The 17,147-nt window shown below is 73.3% G+C and carries 15 protein-coding genes; 5 read left to right on the forward strand and 10 right to left on the reverse strand.

The features are described 5' to 3' along the window. Positions 1-248 precede the first annotated feature (248 nt). On the reverse strand, positions 249-1,196 hold the full coding sequence (locus ACZ4XJ_RS19855; protein WP_468496891.1) for a 2-hydroxyacid dehydrogenase: 948 nt from the start codon (positions 1,194-1,196) through the stop codon (positions 249-251). Between the two features lie 73 nt (positions 1,197-1,269). Here ACZ4XJ_RS19855 and ACZ4XJ_RS19860 point away from each other — a divergent pair, with 73 nt between their 5' ends. From ACZ4XJ_RS19860 to ACZ4XJ_RS19870, 3 genes are all read left to right on the forward strand, one after another. Further along, complete coding sequence (locus ACZ4XJ_RS19860) at positions 1,270-2,277, forward strand: aldo/keto reductase (RefSeq protein WP_362880310.1); 1,008 nt, start codon at positions 1,270-1,272, stop codon at positions 2,275-2,277. 111 nt (positions 2,278-2,388) lie between these two features. Then, positions 2,389-3,675, forward strand: a complete 1,287-nt coding sequence (locus ACZ4XJ_RS19865) for a PQQ-dependent sugar dehydrogenase (RefSeq protein ID WP_468496892.1) — start codon at positions 2,389-2,391, stop codon at positions 3,673-3,675. Positions 3,676-3,723: 48 nt separating this feature from the next. Continuing rightward, a complete protein-coding gene (locus ACZ4XJ_RS19870) occupies positions 3,724-3,912 on the forward strand; it encodes a DUF6191 domain-containing protein (RefSeq protein WP_468496893.1) in 189 nt (62 codons plus the stop codon). Positions 3,913-4,180: 268 nt separating this feature from the next. On the opposite strand, the gene ACZ4XJ_RS19875 is transcribed toward ACZ4XJ_RS19870, so the two are convergent. From ACZ4XJ_RS19875 to ACZ4XJ_RS19895, 5 genes are all read right to left on the reverse strand, one after another. Beyond that, on the reverse strand, positions 4,181-7,276 hold the full coding sequence (locus tag ACZ4XJ_RS19875) for a helix-turn-helix transcriptional regulator (RefSeq protein ID WP_468496972.1): 3,096 nt from the start codon (positions 7,274-7,276) through the stop codon (positions 4,181-4,183). An 80-nt stretch (positions 7,277-7,356) separates the two neighbouring features. Further along, positions 7,357-7,524: a hypothetical protein gene (locus ACZ4XJ_RS19880; RefSeq protein ID WP_362880305.1), complete on the reverse strand. Its 168-nt coding sequence runs from the start codon at positions 7,522-7,524 to the stop codon at positions 7,357-7,359. A 167-nt stretch (positions 7,525-7,691) separates the two neighbouring features. After that, positions 7,692-8,309, reverse strand: coding sequence for a hypothetical protein (locus tag ACZ4XJ_RS19885; protein ID WP_468496894.1), 618 nt, complete (start codon positions 8,307-8,309; stop codon positions 7,692-7,694). A gap of 136 nt (positions 8,310-8,445) precedes the next feature. Then, positions 8,446-10,677 carry an MMPL family transporter gene (locus ACZ4XJ_RS19890; protein ID WP_468496895.1) on the reverse strand — a complete coding sequence of 744 codons (2,232 nt, stop codon included), beginning with the start codon at positions 10,675-10,677 and terminating at the stop codon, positions 8,446-8,448. Positions 10,678-10,885: 208 nt separating this feature from the next. Then, on the reverse strand, positions 10,886-11,314 hold the full coding sequence (locus ACZ4XJ_RS19895) for a cupin domain-containing protein (protein WP_468496973.1): 429 nt from the start codon (positions 11,312-11,314) through the stop codon (positions 10,886-10,888). A 124-nt stretch (positions 11,315-11,438) separates the two neighbouring features. On the opposite strand from ACZ4XJ_RS19895, the gene ACZ4XJ_RS19900 reads away from it, so the two are divergent. Together ACZ4XJ_RS19900 and ACZ4XJ_RS19905 are read left to right on the forward strand one after the other, a co-directional pair. After that, positions 11,439-12,326, forward strand: coding sequence for a GNAT family N-acetyltransferase (locus tag ACZ4XJ_RS19900; RefSeq protein ID WP_468496896.1), 888 nt, complete (start codon positions 11,439-11,441; stop codon positions 12,324-12,326). Between the two features lie 5 nt (positions 12,327-12,331). Beyond that, complete coding sequence (locus ACZ4XJ_RS19905) at positions 12,332-12,913, forward strand: DinB family protein (protein ID WP_468496897.1); 582 nt, start codon at positions 12,332-12,334, stop codon at positions 12,911-12,913. A gap of 36 nt (positions 12,914-12,949) precedes the next feature. Here ACZ4XJ_RS19905 and ACZ4XJ_RS19910 read toward each other — a convergent pair whose 3' ends face one another. From ACZ4XJ_RS19910 to gatA, 4 genes are all read right to left on the reverse strand, one after another. After that, positions 12,950-13,681: a siderophore-interacting protein gene (locus ACZ4XJ_RS19910; protein ID WP_362880298.1), complete on the reverse strand. Its 732-nt coding sequence runs from the start codon at positions 13,679-13,681 to the stop codon at positions 12,950-12,952. A gap of 182 nt (positions 13,682-13,863) precedes the next feature. Further along, the gene (gatB, locus tag ACZ4XJ_RS19915; RefSeq protein WP_281206949.1) at positions 13,864-15,378 is read right to left on the reverse strand and encodes an Asp-tRNA(Asn)/Glu-tRNA(Gln) amidotransferase subunit GatB; all 1,515 of its coding nucleotides are present in this window, start codon (positions 15,376-15,378) and stop codon (positions 13,864-13,866) included. 16 nt (positions 15,379-15,394) lie between these two features. Beyond that, positions 15,395-15,640: a hypothetical protein gene (locus ACZ4XJ_RS19920; RefSeq protein WP_362880297.1), complete on the reverse strand. Its 246-nt coding sequence runs from the start codon at positions 15,638-15,640 to the stop codon at positions 15,395-15,397. Beyond that, entirely contained in the window at positions 15,637-17,145 is a 1,509-nt protein-coding gene (gene gatA, locus ACZ4XJ_RS19925) for an Asp-tRNA(Asn)/Glu-tRNA(Gln) amidotransferase subunit GatA (RefSeq protein ID WP_362880295.1), read from the reverse strand. The genes ACZ4XJ_RS19920 and gatA overlap by 4 nt, the downstream gene beginning before the upstream one ends. Positions 17,146-17,147: the final 2 nt, after the last annotated feature.

Here is a 17,147-nt window from a genome sequence, read left to right on the forward strand (position 1 = left end):
GCGCCCCATCGTCGCCTCCGGCGGCTGTGCCGCGTCGGATCCTTCGTCCATTGGCCGTGCATCGCCCGTCGCCCCCCAAATGGTCCGATCACTCCCCAGCGCCAGACGTACGCGGCGCAGCCCCTTCTTCCGGACGATACACCACTTTCGTCACTCAGCGACATAGCATCTCTACTCTCCGTCACCATCCGGGGAGTTGTGGCCACTGCCTGCGCGGGGGCGGTCGCGGAGCGTGCGCGCCGGGCGCCTCAGTCGGTGACGAGCACGGTGTTCTCCACCGGCTCCCCGGCCGCGAAGCGGACGAGCTGGCGGGCCACCAGTCGCTTCGCGCGGGGCTCGAACGCCGAGCTGCTGCCGCCCACATGAGGGGTGATCAGGACGTTCGGCGCGTGCCAGAGCGGGTGGCCGGCGGGCAACGGTTCGGGGTCGGTGACGTCGAGCGCGGCCCGCAGCCTGCCCGATCCGACCTCCGTCAGCAGGGAGTTGGTGTCGACCACGGGGCCGCGGGAGACGTTGACGAGCAGGGCGCCGTCCTTCATGCGGGCCAGGAAGTCGGCTCCGGCCAGGCCCTTGGTCTCCTCGGTCAGCGGCGTGCAGAGGATCACCACGTCGGCGTCCGGGAGGAGCCCGGGGAGGTCGGTGAGCGCGTGCACCGGGCCGTGCGGGGCGGTGCGCGCCGAGCGGGCGACGCGGGTGATCCGCCCGCACTCGAAGACGGTCAGGCGGTCCTCGACGGCCGCGCCGATCGATCCGTAGCCGATGATCAGGACCGACTTGTCGGCGAGGGACTCGTAGAAGCCGTCGCGCCACTCCTCGCGGTCCTGGCCGCGGACCATGCGGGGGATGCCGCGCAGGGAGGCGAGGGTCAGGGTCAGGGCGAGTTCGGCGGTGCTGGCCTCGTGGACGCCGCGTGCGTTGCACAGACGTACGCCGGGGCCGAGGTCGGCGAGCCCGCCGAGCACGTGGTCGATGCCGGCGGTGAGGGTCTGGACGACCTTCAGGTCGGGCATCGCCGCCAGCGGCCGCAGGGTCACCTCCGGGGACTTCATGTAGGGCGTGACGTAGAAGACGCAGGCGGCGGGGTCCGCGGGGAACTCGTCCTCGCCGTCCCAGCGACGGTAGCGGAACGAATCGGGCAGGCCGTCGATCTCCCCGGCGGGGAAGGGGAGCCAGACGTCGGCGGTCGGTGCAGTCATGATCACGAGGCTATGCCAAGGGATCCGGATCGAGCCGTTAGTTTGAGGGCCGGACCGGGAGGGGGACGCGGGAGTGGAGCGCAGGTCGATCGGGTCGGGACCGCTGACGGTGGGCGCCATCGGGCTCGGCTGCATGCCGATGAGCTGGGCCTACGCGCCGTCGCTCCGCCGGGGCGAGGAGTCACTGCGGACCGTGCACACGGCGCTGGATCTGGGGGCGAACCTGCTGGACACGGCCGATCTGTACGGGCCGTTCACCAACGAACTGGTGGTCGGGCGGGTCCTGCGGGAGCGGCGGGCGGACGCCTTCGTGGCGGCGAAGGTCGGGCTGCGGGCCGGCGAGCAGCACGTGGTGGCGGACGGGCGGCCGGGCTACGTGCGGCGGGCCTGCGACGCCTCGCTGCGGCGGCTGCGGACCGACGTCATCGACCTGTACCAACTGCACCGGGTGGACCCGGACGTTCCGGTGGAGGAGACCTGGGGCGCGATGGCGGAGCTGGTGGGCGCTGGGAAGGTGCGGGCGCTGGGGTACTGCGCGCTGGGGGCGGGGGCCGGGCCGGGCGCGGGGCGGCGCGGCGACCGGGCGTACGCGACGACCCTGCGGCGGCTGGAGCGGGTCCAGCAGGTGTTCCCGGTGACGGCAGTGCAGGCCGAGCTGTCGGTGTGGTCCCCGGAGGCGGCGTGGCAGCTGTTGCCGTGGTGCGCGGCGCGGGGGGTCGGGGTGCTGGCGGCGATGCCGTTGGGCAGCGGGTTCCTGACCGGGACGTTGACGCCGGGGCAGGGGTTCGAGGACGCGGACGTGCGGGCCCGGCACCCGAGGTTCACGGCGCACGCGATGGCCTCGAACCAGGTGCTGCCGGCGGGGCTGCGCCGGGTGGCGCTGCGGCACGGCCCGCAGGTCACGGCGGCGCAGGTGGCGCTGGCCTGGGTGCTGGCGCAGGGGCCGCACGTGATACCGGTGCCGGGGGCCGAGCGGGCCCGGTGGGCGGCGGAGAACGCCGGGGCGGCGGAGGTGCGGCTGACGGCCGCCGAGCTGTCCGAGATAGCGGCGCTGCCCTCGGCGGTGGGAGCCTGGGACTGAGCGGTCCCGGGCAAGTGCACTCGATCGGGTGTACGAGCGGTGGAACTTCGTGAGCTGCCCGGGCTGTTGGAACAGAGGGAAGGCAGGCAGGCGACGGAGGGGAGCGGGGCCATGTGGGACGACGGACGGATCGGCGGCGTCGGCGGGGCGCGCCCGGTCGGCGGGGTCGGGGACCGGGGCGGTCCGCGAGAGCCGCGGCCGGGGGCGTACGGGTCCGCCGGCGCGGGCCGGCGCGGTGGGCTGACGGCGCTCGCGCTGGCCGGGTGCGGGGCCCTGCTGGCGGCCGGCTGCTCCGGTTCGGGCGGGGCCCAGGCGGGCCCGGGCGGCTCTCCCCCGGGCTCACCTCCGGCCGGGTCGGCGTCCCCGGGCGCCTCGGCCCCGGCGAAGGCCCCCGCGGCGCCGGCGAAGGGTTCGGTGGCGGTGACGGGCGAGCTCGCCAAGGGTCTGGAGTCGCCGTGGGGCGTGGCGGCGCTGCCCGGCGGGGACCTGCTGGTCGCCTCCCGGGACAAGGGCACGATCAGCCGGATCCGCGCCGACACGGGGGCGGTGACGCCGATCGGCGAGGTCCCCGGGGTCGCTCCGGGCGGCGAGGGGGGCCTCCTGGGCCTGGCGGTGTCCCCGACGTTCGCGACGGACCGGCTGGTGTACGCGTACTTCACCACCGAGTCCGACAACCGGATCGCCCGGATGCGGTACGAGGAACAGAGAGCCCCCGGACAGCAACTGGGCGCGCCCGACACGGTGTTCCGGGGCATCCCCAAGGGGGTCATCCACAACGGGGGCCGGATCGCGTTCGGGCCGGACAAGATGCTCTGGGCGGGGACGGGCGAGACCGGTGAGACGGGGCTGGCCCAGGACAAGAAGTCGCTCGCCGGGAAGGTCCTGCGGATGACGCCGGACGGTGAGCCGGTGCACGGCAATCCCGAGGCGGACTCGGTCGTCTACTCGTACGGACACCGCAACGTGCAGGGTCTGGCCTGGGACAAGGACAAACGGCTTTGGGCCGCCGAGTTCGGGCAGAACACCTGGGACGAGCTGAATCTGATCGAGCCGGGCGGCAACTACGGCTGGCCGGAGGCGGAAGGGAAGGCGTCGAAGCCCGGCTTCCGGGATCCGGTGGCGGTGTGGAGAACGAACGAGGCCTCGCCGAGCGGGATCGCCTGGGCGCAGGGCTCGATCTGGATGGCCGGGTTGAAGGGGCAGCGGCTGTGGCGGATCCCGCTGGACGGGGCCGTACCGGTCGCGGAGCCGGAGGCCTTCCTGGAGGGCAAGTACGGGCGGCTGCGCACGGTGGTCCCGCTCGGTGGGGACGGCTTGCTGCTGGTGACGAGCGAGACGGACGGACGGGGATCGCCGGAGGCGGACGACGACAGGATCCTGACGCTGAAGGTGCAGTGAGCGAACGAGGCCCCGGCGGGGTGGAAGGCACGGTGCACGGTGTTCAACATGATCGACCAACTGTTCAATCCCGGCAGCAAGCACACGGACGAGGAGCGCAAGCGCCTGGAGCTGTCCCGGACGGACGTGAACGACGGCGACCCGGGGCGGGGGCCGATAGACCTGGATTCGGGCAGAGTGCTCATACGCCCGTCCGAGGAACACGATGACGACGCGGTCCCGGGGGTCGGCCCCTGACCGCCGGTTGCGGTCCAGGGCGGCATCGACACGCGGCCGACCCCCGCCGGGTCGTCGAGCCTGGCCCGGCTTCCCGGCACGCGGTCAGCACCACGGCCGCGCAGCGGACGGTGCCGCCCCCCTCGCTCTGGACATCGGCGACCACGAGGCGGACGCCGTGGGGGGTGGACAGCACCTCGCACAGGTCCCTCCGGGGCGCCGAACCGGTCCGCCTTCGCCGCGCCCTTCGGGCGCCCGGCGCCACTGTCCAAACGCTCCGGTCACAGCGCTAGCGGCGGCCGGCAGGTGTCCTGCCCGGAGCCGCCGGAGTGTTCGGGGTAGGTGGGGGCGGTGGCGGGAGGGGGGTGAAGAGGTGCAGGCGGTGGGCGAGGGCGGCTGCCTCGCCGCGGCCGGCGACGCCCAGCTTCGCCAGGATGTTCGACACGTGCACGCTGGCGGTCTTCGGGGAGATGAAGAGCTCCTCGGCGATCCGGCGGTTGGTGCTGCCGCCCGCGACCAGGCGCAGCACCTCCCGTTCGCGACCGGTCAGGCCGAGGGCCTCGGCCGGGTCGGTGTCCGCGACGGGCGGGTGCGGGTCGGCGTCGGCCTCGGCGTCCAGCGGGATCCGGGCGCGCTGGGCCAGTAGGGCCAGGTCCTCGCGCAGTCGGCGGGAGCCGAGCCGGTCGGCGGTGGCGTGGGCGTCGCGCAGTAGGGCCACGGCCGCGGTCCGGTCGCCGCCCGCGGCCAGCAGCGCCTCGGCGAGCCGGTGGCGGGCGCGGGCCAGCAGGTAGGGCCGCTCCAGGGCGCGGACGGCGGCTTCGACGGCCGTCCAGTCGGCGACGGTGTCGGCGGCCTCGGCGCGCAGCAGCTCGGCGCGCACGTACTCGGCGTGGGCGCTCCACACCGGGGCCGGGGCGGCCAGGGTGCGGGCGGCGGTGCGCAGCAGGCCGATGGCGGCGCTGCGGCCGGGTTCGGCGGCGGGCAGGCCGCGCGAGTCGGCTTCGGCGGTGGCGCCGGCGAGGAGCAGGGGCCAGGCGTAGCGGTGCTGGCCGAGCCGGAAGCCGATGCTGACGGCCTGCTCGATCTCGGTGCGGACGTCGGCGATCCGGCCCTCGCCGGCGGCGACGCCGACGGCGAGCCGGTAGAGCGGGACCCGGTGCTGGGGCTGGGTGTCGTGGGTGCCGAAATGCGCGTGTGCGGCGGCCAGTTGCTGAGCGGCCTCGGCGAGTTCGCCGCGGGCCAGCGCCAGGTAGGCGAGGCGGGCCGCGGCGGATCCGCGGGGGGCCGCGCTCTGGCCGACGCTCAGGGTGCGCCGGGCGGCGTCGGCGGCCTCGTCCCAGCGGCCCAGGCTGTACAGGCTCTCCGCCATGTTCCCGCAGACCCAGGCCTCGGTGTCCATGAGCCGGGACTTGCGCACCAGTTGGGCGCCCCGTTCGGCCAGTTCCACGGCCTCGCGGGAGCGGCCCAGGCTTTCCAGTTGGGAGGTCAGGTTGATGTGGGCGCGTCCCACGATCGGGGTGAGGCCGAGTTCGGCGGCCCGGTCCTTGACCGCGTGCATCTCGGCGAGTCCGGCGCTGCCGTCACCGGAATCGGTGAGGAGGCTGCCGAGGGTGATGCGGGCGTTGAGTTCGGTGTCCTCGGCGCCGACCATGCGCGCGTACTCGACGGCGCGTTCGGCGGCGGCGAGGTTGCCGGGTCCGGGCTTGTGCAGCATGCCCCAGCCGGCGGCGAGGACGAGGACGTCGGCGTGCACCTGGGACGGGGGCAGCCCCTTGACCAGTTCCTGGGCCCGGGCGATCTCCTCCCAGCCGTCGCTGCGGCCGAGTCCGGCGACGAGCCGGGAGCGTTCGGCCCAGAACCAGGCGGCGCGCAGCGGATCGTCGCCGTCCTCGGCGAGGGTTCGCAGGGCCAACTTGGTTATCTTCAGGGCCCGTTCGCGTTCGCCGCCGAAGCGGGCGGCGACGGTGGCCTCGGCCAGCAGGTCGAGGCGTCGCAGCGGGGTGGTCTCCGGGTCGCAGCCACAGGGCGGGTAGACGTCGGTGTAGTCGGCCGGGCGCAGGGCCTCGCGGATCTCCTGCGGGGTGCTGTCCCACAGGTCCATGGCCCGCTCCAGCAGGCTCAGTTGCTCGGAGTAGGCGTGCCGGCGCCGGGCGACCACCGAGGCGGCGAGGACGGCGGGCAGCGATTTGGCGGGCTCGTTGGCGGCGTACCAGTAGTGGGCGAGCCGGATGACGCGTTCCTCGGCGCGCACCAGCGTCCCGTCGGCTTCCATGGCTTCGGCGTAGCGCCGGTTGACGCGGGCGCGTTCGCCGGGCAGGAGGTCGTCGCTGACGGCCTCGCGGACCAGGGAGTGGCGGAAGCGGTAGCCGTCGCCGTCGGAGGTGGCGAGCAGGATGTTGGCGCCGACGGCGGCCCGCAGCGCGTCGATGAGCTCGTCCTCGCCGAGCCGGGCCACGGCGCGCAGCAGCGGGTACTCGACGGTGGAGCCGCCCTCGGCGACGACGCGCACCACGCGCTGGGCGGCGTCCGGGAGCACTTCGACGCGGACGAGGAGCAGGTCGCGCAGGGATTCGGTGAGGCCGGTGCGGCAGCCGCTCTGCCGTGAGGCGACGAGTTCCTCGACGAAGAAGGCGTTGCCGTCGGAGCGGTCGAAGACGGAGTCGACGAAGGTCTCGTCGGGCTGCGAGGCGAGGATGCCGACGAGCTGGCGGCGCACCTCGGCGCGGTTGAACCGGGGCAGCTCGATGCGCTGGACGGTGCGGAGCCGGTCCAGTTCGGCGAGGAGCGGACGCAGCGGGTGGCGGCGGTGGACGTCGTCGGCCCGGTAGGTGGCGACGACGACGAGCCGGCCGCTGCCGAGGGTGCGGAAGAGGTAGGCGAGCAGGTGACGGGTGGAGGTGTCCGCCCAGTGCAGGTCCTCCAGGACGAGCACGAGGGTGCGGTCGGCGGCGAGGCGCTCCAGCATCCGGGCCGTCAGCTCGAAGAGCCGGGCGGTGCTCTCCTCGTCGTGCGGACCGCGCGGGGTCTCGCCGAGTTCGGGGAGGATCCGGGCCAGTTCGTCCTCCTGGCCGGCGGCCGCGACGGCGAGCTCGTCGGGGAGTTGGCGGCGCAGGGCGCGCAGGGCCGTCGAGAAAGGGGCGAAGGGAAGTCCCTCCGCCCCGATCTCCACACAGCTCCCGACGGCGACGACCGCGCCGCGTCGGGTGGCCTCGCCGAGGAACTCCTCGGTCAGCCTGGTCTTGCCGACCCCGGCCTCTCCCCCGATGAGCAGGGCCTGCGGCTCCTGCGCCGCGGCCCGCGTCAGGGCGTCCACGAGTACGGCCAGTTCGTCGGCTCGGCCGACGAACACCGGGCTGACAGATCTGGTCTCCACGCCGCCGAGCATCGCACAGAGCTGCGGCCCGGCGGCACCGGATATCGCTGCGCTTCTCATCACGTATCAGCTCACCCGGGGTGCGGCGCGGGTTACGCGGCGCGGGTGAAGAGACTGCGGACGGCTCTCACCGGCCCTTCGGGTTCCTGATCGCGGGAAGAGGCGCGGCGGGCCTTCTTCGCCTCCTGGACCATGCGGTACCGGTCGGCCTCGCGGATGAGGTCGGCGCGGCGGGCGGTGGCCATCTCGTACTCGAACATCTCGTACTCCCTGGTGGTGTTTCTCGGGCACCTCGTTCGGTGTGATCCAAGATTCGCTTCCCAGGGGGTGCCGCCGCATCGGGCGCATGCCGCATCTGTACGGGGTGGGGGTCCTTAGGCCGCGGGCCCGGGCGCTCCAGAACGGGTGGAGCGCCCTAAGGGGGTGCCTACTCGGCGGCCGTCGGCATGGGAACGAGCACGTCGAAGTACATGAGGCCGAACAGCAGGACGCCGAGGAGTCCCAGGGCGACGGCGGCCCAGGACACGGAGCGGATCCACACGGGCAGGACGCGGCCGGGGGCGCCGAAGGCCGGGCGGGCCAGGACGAAGACGGCGATGAGCAGGGCGAGGGTGGACAGGACACCGTTGACCAGGGCGGTCATGTGCCAGGCGTCGCCGTAGAGGGCGGCGATCTTCTCCTTGGCGGTGGCCGCGTTGGCCGACTCGATCTGGCCGATCAGTGTCTGGCGTTCGGCGATGACGCGGGAGACCCAGCTGCCGCTGAGGGCGACCAGCCCGAGGCCGGCGGCGACGATCGCGGAGGCCGCGGCGCCGACGCCGGCGTGCTCCCGCGGGGCGAGGGCCTCGTCCTCGTCGTCGTACGCGGAATCCTCGGGGTACGCGGAGGCGTCGTCGGACGCGTCCACCTCGGCGGGGGTTCCGACGGCCGGGCCCGCTGCGGCGGTGGTGTCGGCGGGGGCGGCGGGGGTCCCGGCCTCCGGGTCCGCGACGGCGTCCGCGGCCGCCTCGGGGGCGGTCGGGGCGGGGGTCTTCTTGATGTCCATGCCGCGCACCGTAGGCGGCCTTTCTGAGAGGTTTCTGAGAGGCCGGGACGGCGTCCCCCCGCAGGGTCCGCAGGTCCCGGGGGCGGGGCCGGCGGCGGGGTGGTCCGAAGGGGTCCCCCGGCCCGCCCTCGACCGGTCAGCGGGACGGGACGGGCGGCTCCGCGCGGTCGGCGTCCGGTCGCTGGGCGGGCAGGCTCACGCGGGTGCGGCGTTCCGGCGCCTCGATGCTGATGCGGGGCAACCTGCGGTCGAGCCAGCCGGGCAGCCACCAGTTGGCCCCGCCGAGCATGTGCATGAGGGCCGGTACGAGCAGGGTGCGCAGGACGAAGGCGTCGAGGGCGACGGCGGCCGCCAGCGCGATGCCGAACATCGCGATGATCCGGTCGCCGCTCAGTACGAAGGCCAGGAACACGGCGATCATGATGACGGCCGCCGAGTTGATGACCCGGCTGGTCTCCGCGAGGCCGACGCGGACGGCCCGCTTGTTGTCGCCGGTTTCGAGCCATTCCTCGTACATCCGGCTGACGAGGAAGACCTGGTAGTCCATGGAGAGCCCGAAGAGCACCGACACCATGATCACGGGCAGGAAGGGTTCGATGGGGCCGGCGCTGCCCAGGCCCAGCAGTTCGCTCCCCCAGCCCCACTGGAAGACCACGACGACGACGCCGAACGAGGAGGCGACGGCCGCGACGTTCATGACGGCCGCCTTCAGCGGGATGCCCACGGACCGGAAGGCCAGCAGCAGGAGCACGCAGCCGAGGGCGATCACGACGGCGACGAACAGCGGCAGCTTCCCGATGATCACCTCGGCGAAGTCGTCGTAGCCGGCCGTCACCCCGCCCACGTGGGTCTGCGCCGAGCTGCCGTGGGAGGCGCGCGGGATGACGTCCTGGCGGAGGGTGTCGACGAGTTCGCTGGTGGCGCGGGCCTGCGGGGCGAAGTCCGGTACGACGGTCAGGACCGCGGTGTCCCCGGCGCGGTTGAGGACCGCCGGGCCCACGGAGGCCACGCCGTGCGTGTCCCGTACCGCCTCGGCGATCCGGTCGACGGCGATCCGGTCGCCGGGCCCGTCGAGGCGGGTGACGACGGTCAGGGGGCCGTTGGTGCCGGGCCCGAAGCCCTCGGCGAGCAGGTCGTAGGCCTTGCGCGTGGTGGAGCCCGCCGGGTTGTTGCCCTGGTCGGAGGTACCGAGGTGGAGCCAGAAGGTGGGCAGGGCCAGCGCCACCATGACGGCGGTGGCGACGGCCCCGAGCAGTTTCGGGTGCCGCTCGACGAAGGCCGACCAGCGGGCGGCGAAGCCGCTGGGCTGCTCGGGCCGTGGCCCCTCCGCCGCGAGCCGGCGCCGCTCGCGGCCGGAGAGGGCGCGCGTGCCGATGAAGGAGAGGAGCGCGGGGAGCAGCGTCACCGACGCGGCCACGGTCAGCACGACGGTGAGGGAGGCGGCCATCGCGACGCCGTTGAGGAAGTTCAGCCGCAGCACCAGCATGCCGAGCAGGGCGATGCAGACGGTGGCCCCGGCGAAGACGACGGCCCGGCCGGTGGTGGCCACCGCGTTCTCGCCCGCCTCGTCGACGGTGAGTCCGCGGGTCAGGCCCTTGCGGTGCCGGGTGACGATGAACAGGGCGTAGTCGATGCCGACGCCGAGGCCGACGAGGGTGCCCAGCATGGGGGCGAAGTCGGCGACGGGCATGGCGTGCCCGAGGAGGGTGATGCCGAAGTAGGCGCTGCCGACGCTGACGAGGGCGGTGGCGATGGGCAGCAGGCTCGCGGCGAGGGAGCCGAAGGCGAGGAAGAGGACGACGGCGGCGATGACCACGCCGATGACCTCGGCGAGGTGGGCTCCGGGCGCCTCCGTCAGGCCGATGGCACGGCCGCCGAGTTCGACCTGGAGGCCGTCGGCCCGGGTGGTGTCGTTGCGCGCGGCGTCGACCACGGCTCGGGCCTGCGCCTTGGGCACGGCGTCGGCCGGCTCGTCGAAGGTGACGACGGCGTAGGCGGTGCGGCCGTCGGCGCTGATCTGCGCGGCGCTGCCCGGGCCGGGCCCGTAGGGGCTCGCGACGGATCCGACGCCGGGGAGGGCGGCGACGTCCTCCAGGGCGCGGGTCATGCGTTGTTCGACGTCCGGGGTGCGTGCCGTGCGGTGCTCCGGGGTCCGCCACACGATGGTGTCGGTGTCCCCGCCCTGGTCCCGGAAGCCCTCGCGGAGCAGGGCGTGGGCCTTGGCGGACTCGGTGCCGGGGACCTCGTAGTCGGTGGAGAACGCGCTCCCGGCGACGCCGGCGGCCGCGGCGGTCCCGCCGAGGGCCAGCAGCCAGATCAGGACGGTGGCCAGGCGGTGCCGCATGCACCACCGTGCGATTGCTGCCAACGGACGTGCTCCCTGGTGGTTCGGATCTTCACCGGGAGTCGGCCCGACGCAAAGAACGCTTGAACGCGTGCGGACGGCCGCCGCCCGGGGGGTCGCCCCGTCACGGCCGGGATGGTCCGCACCTCGGGGCCACGATCTCAGCGTTTCGTGATCGTTGGCCCGATTCGTGTGCATCGTCACAGGTCGGCGGGGAAGTGCGGGACCTCGGTCAGTCGTTCACGGGGCCGACCGGTACGTGGGCCGCGCCGTCGACAGCGCCGTCGGACGGGGCGTCGGCGCGGTAGCCCGCCACCGACGGCCACCGGACGGTGAGGACGACGCTGTCCTCCGCCGCGTACCAGGAGTGGTCGACGCCCCGTCCCCACACGACGTAGTCCCCCTGTTCGGCGAGGACCACGGTGCGGCCGGGGAACTCCAGCCGGAACCGGCCGCTGATCAGCACCTGGAGGGCGGTGCGACGCTCGCCGGTCACCCAGCGCCCGCGCTCCTCGCCCTTGGGGTGGACGCCCCACTTGATCTCCACGTCCGTGCTGTGGCGGGGGTCGCCGGACGGCTTGAAGTGCCCGAGCAGCCAGCCGCGGTCGCCGGCGGCGTCGGGGCCGGCCTTACCGGTGTGGACGACGAAGTCCGCGGGCACGGCATTCGCGGCGTCCGCGGTGTCCGCGCCGTCGCCGTCGCCGGAGGAAGTGTTCACGCAGGCGAGGTTAATGCAGTTGCCGCGGCGCCCCGACAACTGATCGGCTGGCCCGATGAGCAACCCGATGGATGATGAACAGCTGTTGACGGTGCGCGCCCTGCACGACGCCCAGATGCGCCGGGACGCGGCGCCCGACGTCGCGGCGGCGCGGGTGGAGCGGGTCGGTCCGGTCGTCCGGCAGACCGTGCCGGGCCCGGGCTGGAACGGGGTGCTCTGGTCGGACCTCGACGAGACGACGGCGGACGCGGCCATCGCGGAGCAGGTGGCGTTCTTCGCGGCGCGGGACGACCACGGCGCGGGCACGGAGTTCGGCGCGGGCACGGAGTTCGGCGCGGGCACGGAGTTCGAGTGGAAGCTGTACTCCCACGACCGGCCGGCCGACCTCGGGGACCGGTTGCGCGCGGCGGGCTTCGTACCGGAGCCGGCGGAGACGGTGCTGGTGGCCCGTACGGCCGATCTCGCCGGGCTGCCGGTGGAGCCGCCGCGGGGGATCGCCCTGCGGGTGGTGCGGGACCGGGCCGGGGTGGATCTGATGATGGAGGTCCACCGTCGGGCCTTCGGCACCGAGCGGCCGGCGATCCGGGAGACGTTGCTGCGGCTGCTGCGCGACGAGCCGGACACGGTCGAGGCCGTGGTGGCGATGGCCGGCGACGTTCCGGTGAGCGCGGCCCGGATGGAGATGCGGCCGGGGTCCTCCTTCGCGGGGCTGTGGGGCGGCGGTACCGACCCGCACTGGCGTGGCCGGGGCATCTACCGGCTGCTGGTGGCCCACCGCGCCCGCGTGGCGGCGGAGCGGGGTGTTCCGTACCTTCAGGTGGACGCGTCGGACGACAGTCGGCCGATCCTGGAGCGCCTCGGTTTCGGGGTGTTGGGGGTCACCGTCCCGTACGTGTGGCGGGGCCGAGGCGGGACCGGCGCCCTTCCCGGAAGGGTGGACGGGACGGCAGGATGATCGCCATGAGCAGCCGTACGAGCACCGAAGGCACACCCGCCGGCGCCCCGGACCCGGCGGTGGTCGCCCCCGTCGTCCGGGACGTCGAGCGCGTCGGTCCGCCCCTGACCGCGGGCGAACGCGAGACCCTGCGGGCGTACCTCGACTTCCACCGGGCCACCCTCGCCATGAAGTGCGAGGGCCTCGGGGACGAGGACCTGCGCCGCCCGGCCTCGCCGCCGTCCACGCTGTCCCTGCTGGGGCTGGTCCGCCACATGGCCGAGGTGGAGCGGCAGTGGTTCCGCCGCACGCTGGGCGGTGACGCGGACGTGCCGCACGTGTGGTCCGACCGGCGGGACTTCCAGGCCGCCTACGACACGACCGGCGCCACGATGGCGGAGGCGTTCGCCGCCTGGCGGGCCGAGGTGGAGCACGCCCGGTCGGTCGAGGCCGCGTTGGTGTCCCTCGACGTGACGGCGCACGTCCCGAAGTGGGAGGCGGACGTCTCGGCCCGCGTGGTGATGCTGCACATGATCCACGAGTACGCCCGCCACAACGGCCACGCGGACTTCCTCCGCGAGGCCGTGGACGGCACGGTCGGGGCCTGACCCCTCACGGCGACGAGCGCCGCCGGGGTGCGCGCCTCAGGCCGCCCGCCAGTACCCGAGGCTGTTGACCCGCTGCTTGGGCAGGGCCAGGTCCTTGCGCAGGTACGCCGTCAGGGCGCGGGTGGTCGCGGTGTCGCAGGCCATCCACACGTAGGCGGACGCCGGGTCGGCGACCAGCTCGGGCAGTTCGGCCCGGACCCGGTCGGCGAGCGCCGTCGCGCCCCGCTCCACCCGCCGGACGTCGTGCCGACCGGCATCGGTGCGCAGCGGCAGGTCCACGTCCGAGGCGTGCTGGGTCTCGAACCAGACGGTCGCCGGGGTTGCCGGGTAGGCGTCCAGCAGGGAGTTGATGGCGGGCAGGGAGGCCGGATCGCCGATCACCAGCAGCCGCTCGGGCGCCGGGTCGGGCGCGGTGAAACCGGTGCCCTGCACGGTGGCTTCGACGGTGTCACCGGGCGCGGCGCCGCGCGCCCACCGGCTGGCGAGCCCGTCGTGGAGGGCGAACTCGAACGCGAAGGTGCCGGTGGCCGGGTCGGGGTCGACGAGGGTGTACGCCCGCTGGTGCGGTCGGCTGCCGCCCTCGAACCAGACCCGCACCCACATGGTCGGGTGGAGGGACTCCCCGGCGGCCGCGAGCAGCCCGCCGTCGGTGAAGCGGATCCGCCGGAAGTGCTCGGTGACCTGCTCGACCTGCGTCACGGTGAAGGTGAAGTCCTTGCCCCTGAGCAACTTGAGGACCATGCCCTCCCACCCCTTGCCCGCGACCATGCCCACCCACCCCTTCACCGACACCCCATTGGTTAGGTCACCCTAACCCAGACTGTCGCAGTCCGGGCCGGCCACCGGGAGGCCGGTCACGCGGAAGGGCCCCGCGTCCCCTGATCGGGGGGCGGGGCCCTTGCGGTCGGGCTCGCGGCCGAGGCGGACGTCCGAGTGTCGGCCGATGGGGCTCAGCCCTCGGTGACGCCCAGGCGTTCCAGGATGAGTTCCTTCACGCGCGCCGCGTCGGCCTGGCCGCGGGTGGTCTTCATGACCGCGCCGACCAGGGCGCCGACGGCGGCGACCTTGCCGCCGCGGATCTTGTCCGCGATGGCCGCGTTGCCCGCGATGGCCTCGTCCACGGCCGCGCCCAGCGCGCCCTCGTCGGAGACGACCTTCAGGCCGCGCTTGTCGACGACCTCGTCCGGGGTGCCCTCGCCGGCGAGGACGCCCTCGATGACCTGACGGGCCAGCTTGTCGTTGAGCGAGCCGTCCGCGACCAGCGCCGCGACCCGGGCCACCTGCGCCGGGGTGATCGGCAGTTCGTCGACGACGACGCCCTGCTCGTTCGCGTTGCGCGCCAGTTCGCCCATCCACCACTTGCGGGCGGCCGCCGAGTCGGCGCCCGCCTCGATCGTGGCGACGATGGAGTCCACCGCGCCCGCGTTGAGGATCGACTGCATGTCGTGCTCGCTGACGCCCCACTCCTCGCGGAGCCGGTTGCGGCGCACGCGCGGCATCTCGGGCAGACCGGCGCGCAGTTCCTCGACCCAGGTGCGGGCCGGGGCGACGGGCACGAGGTCCGGCTCCGGGAAGTAGCGGTAGTCCTCGGCGTTGTCCTTGATGCGGCCGGCCGTGGTGGAGCCGTCCTCCTCGTGGAAGTGCCGGGTCTCCTGCACGATCGAACCGCCCGACGAGAGCACCGCCGCGTGGCGCTGGATCTCGAAGCGGGCCGCCCGCTCGACGGACCGCAGGGAGTTGACGTTCTTGGTCTCCGAGCGGGTGCCGAACTCGGACTCGGGGGTCGGGCGCAGCGACAGGTTGACGTCGCAGCGCATCTGGCCCTTGTCCATGCGGGCCTCGGAGACGCCGAGCGCCTTGATGACCTCGCGCAGCTCGGCGACGTACGCCTTGGCGACCTCGGGGGCCCGCTCGCCCGCGCCCTCGATCGGCTTGGTGACGATCTCGATGAGCGGGATGCCGGCGCGGTTGTAGTCCAGCAGGGAGTGGGACGCGCCGTGGATGCGGCCGGTGGCACCGCCGACGTGCAGCGACTTGCCGGTGTCCTCCTCCATGTGGGCGCGCTCGATCTCCACGCGGAAGATCTCGCCGTCCTCCAGCTGTACGTCGAGGAAGCCGTTGAAGGCGATCGGCTCGTCGTACTGGGAGGTCTGGAAGTTCTTCGGCATGTCCGGGTAGAAGTAGTTCTTCCGGGCGAAGCGGCACCACTCGGCGATCTCGCAGTTCAGCGCGAGGCCGATCTTGATGGCGGACTCGATGCCGATCTCGTTGACGACCGGGAGCGCGCCGGGCAGACCGAGGCAGACCGGGCAGGTCTGCGAGTTGGGCTCGGCGCCCAGCTCGGTCGAGCAGCCGCAGAACATCTTGGTCCTGGTGCCGAGCTCGACATGGACCTCCAGGCCCATGACGGGGTCGAACGAGGCGAGAGCGTCCTCGTACGACAGGAGTTCGGTGAAGGTGGTCACGGTGAAACTTTCCCTCTCAGCCCAGCAGGACGTCGTCGTCGCCCAGGCGCTTCAGCTCGCGGTACAGGATCGCGAGGCCGGTGACGATGGCGGCGGCGGACACGGCGGCGTCGATCAGCTTCAGCGTGTCGCGCTCGACACGGGCCTTCTTGACCTGCTTCAGCACGCTCAGGGCGCCGAAGGCCGTGGTGCCGATCGACAGGTAGGTCCCGGTCTTGGACTTCTTGAAGCCCTTGGCCTTGGACAGTGCACTGGTGCTCACAGCGACGGTGCCTCCTCAAGCAACGGGTGACCCCAGCGCTCGATGAAGGCGGCCTCGACGGCGGCACCGACCTTGTACAGGCGGTCGTCCTTCATCGCCGGGGCGATGATCTGGAGCCCGACCGGGAGACCGTCCTCCGGTGCCAGGCCGCAGGGCAGCGACATGGCGGAGTTGCCGGCCAGGTTGGTCGGGATGGTGCACAGGTCCGCGAGGTACATGGCGAGGGGGTCGTCGGAGCGCTCGCCGATGGGGAAGGCGGTGGTCGGGGTCGTCGGGGAGACGATCACGTCGACCTGCTCGAAGGACTTCTCGAAGTCCTTCGTGATGAGCGTGCGGACCTTCTGGGCCGAGCCGTAGTACGCGTCGTAGTAGCCGGAGCTGAGCGCGTAGGTACCGAGGATGACGCGGCGCTTGACCTCGTCGCCGAAGCCGGCCTCACGGGTCAGGGCGGTGACGTCCTCGGCGGACTTCGTACCGTCGTCGCCGACGCGCAGGCCGTAGCGCATGGCGTCGAAGCGGGCCAAGTTCGAGGAGCACTCGGACGGCGCGATCAGGTAGTACGCGGCCATCGCGAGGTCGAAGGAGGGGCAGTCCAGCTCGACGATCTCGGCGCCGAGCTCCTTGAGGAGCGCGACGGACTCGTTGAAGCGCTGGACGACACCGGCCTGGTAGCCCTCGCCGGAGAACTGCTTGACGACGCCGACGCGCATCCCGGCGACGGAGCCGTTGCGGGCCGCCTCGACGACCGGCGGGACCGGCGCGTCGATGGAGGTGGAGTCGAGCGGGTCGTGCCCGGCGATGACCTCGTGCAGCAGGGCCGCGTCCAGGACCGTACGGGCGCAGGGACCGCCCTGGTCGAGGGACGAGGAGAAGGCCACCATGCCGTAGCGGGAGACGCCGCCGTACGTGGGCTTCACGCCGACGGTGCCGGTGACGGCGGCGGGCTGACGGATGGAACCGCCGGTGTCCGTGCCGATCGCGAGCGGGGCCTGGAAGGCGGCCAGCGCGGCGGCGGAGCCACCGCCGGACCCGCCGGGGATCCGGGTGAGGTCCCACGGGTTGCCGGTGGGGCCGTAGGCGCTGTTCTCGGTGGAGGACCCCATGGCGAACTCGTCCATGTTGGTCTTGCCGAGGATGACGACGTCGGCTTCCTTCAGCTTGCGCGTGAGGGTGGCGTCGTAGGGCGGGATCCAGCCTTCGAGGATCTTCGAACCGACGGTGGTCGGGACCCCGATGGTGGTGAAGATGTCCTTGAGGGCGAGCGGTACGCCGGCCAGCGGGCCGAGCTCCTCGCCCGCCTCGCGCTTGGCGTCGACGGCGCGGGCCTGCGCGAGGGCGCCCTCGCGGTCGACGTGCAGGAAGGCGTGGACCTTCTCGTCCGTCGCCTCGATGCGGGCCAGGTGGGCCTCGGTGACCTCGACGGCCGTGAGTTCGCCGGAGGCGATCTTCGCGGCGGTCTCGGCGGCGGTGAGCTTGATGATGCTCAGGATGTTTTCGGTGGTCATGG

Source organism: Streptomyces sp. NPDC029836 (assembly GCF_055574495.1).

Excerpts from the sequence above, each read along its gene's own strand:
- ACZ4XJ_RS19855 (WP_468496891.1), bottom strand. The coding sequence starts at position 1,196 with ATGACTGCACCGACCGCCGACGTCTGGCTCCCCTTCCCCGCCGGGGAG.
- ACZ4XJ_RS19865 (WP_468496892.1), top strand. The coding sequence starts at position 2,389 with ATGTGGGACGACGGACGGATCGGCGGCGTCGGCGGGGCGCGCCCGGTC.
- ACZ4XJ_RS19870 (WP_468496893.1), top strand. The coding sequence starts at position 3,724 with ATGATCGACCAACTGTTCAATCCCGGCAGCAAGCACACGGACGAGGAG.
- ACZ4XJ_RS19875 (WP_468496972.1), bottom strand. The coding sequence starts at position 7,276 with ATGCTCGGCGGCGTGGAGACCAGATCTGTCAGCCCGGTGTTCGTCGGC.
- ACZ4XJ_RS19880 (WP_362880305.1), bottom strand. The coding sequence starts at position 7,524 with ATGTTCGAGTACGAGATGGCCACCGCCCGCCGCGCCGACCTCATCCGC.
- ACZ4XJ_RS19885 (WP_468496894.1), bottom strand. The coding sequence starts at position 8,309 with ATGGACATCAAGAAGACCCCCGCCCCGACCGCCCCCGAGGCGGCCGCG.
- ACZ4XJ_RS19900 (WP_468496896.1), top strand. The coding sequence starts at position 11,439 with ATGGATGATGAACAGCTGTTGACGGTGCGCGCCCTGCACGACGCCCAG.
- ACZ4XJ_RS19905 (WP_468496897.1), top strand. The coding sequence starts at position 12,332 with ATGAGCAGCCGTACGAGCACCGAAGGCACACCCGCCGGCGCCCCGGAC.
- ACZ4XJ_RS19910 (WP_362880298.1), bottom strand. The coding sequence starts at position 13,681 with ATGGTCGCGGGCAAGGGGTGGGAGGGCATGGTCCTCAAGTTGCTCAGG.
- gatA (WP_362880295.1), bottom strand. The coding sequence starts at position 17,145 with ATGACCACCGAAAACATCCTGAGCATCATCAAGCTCACCGCCGCCGAG.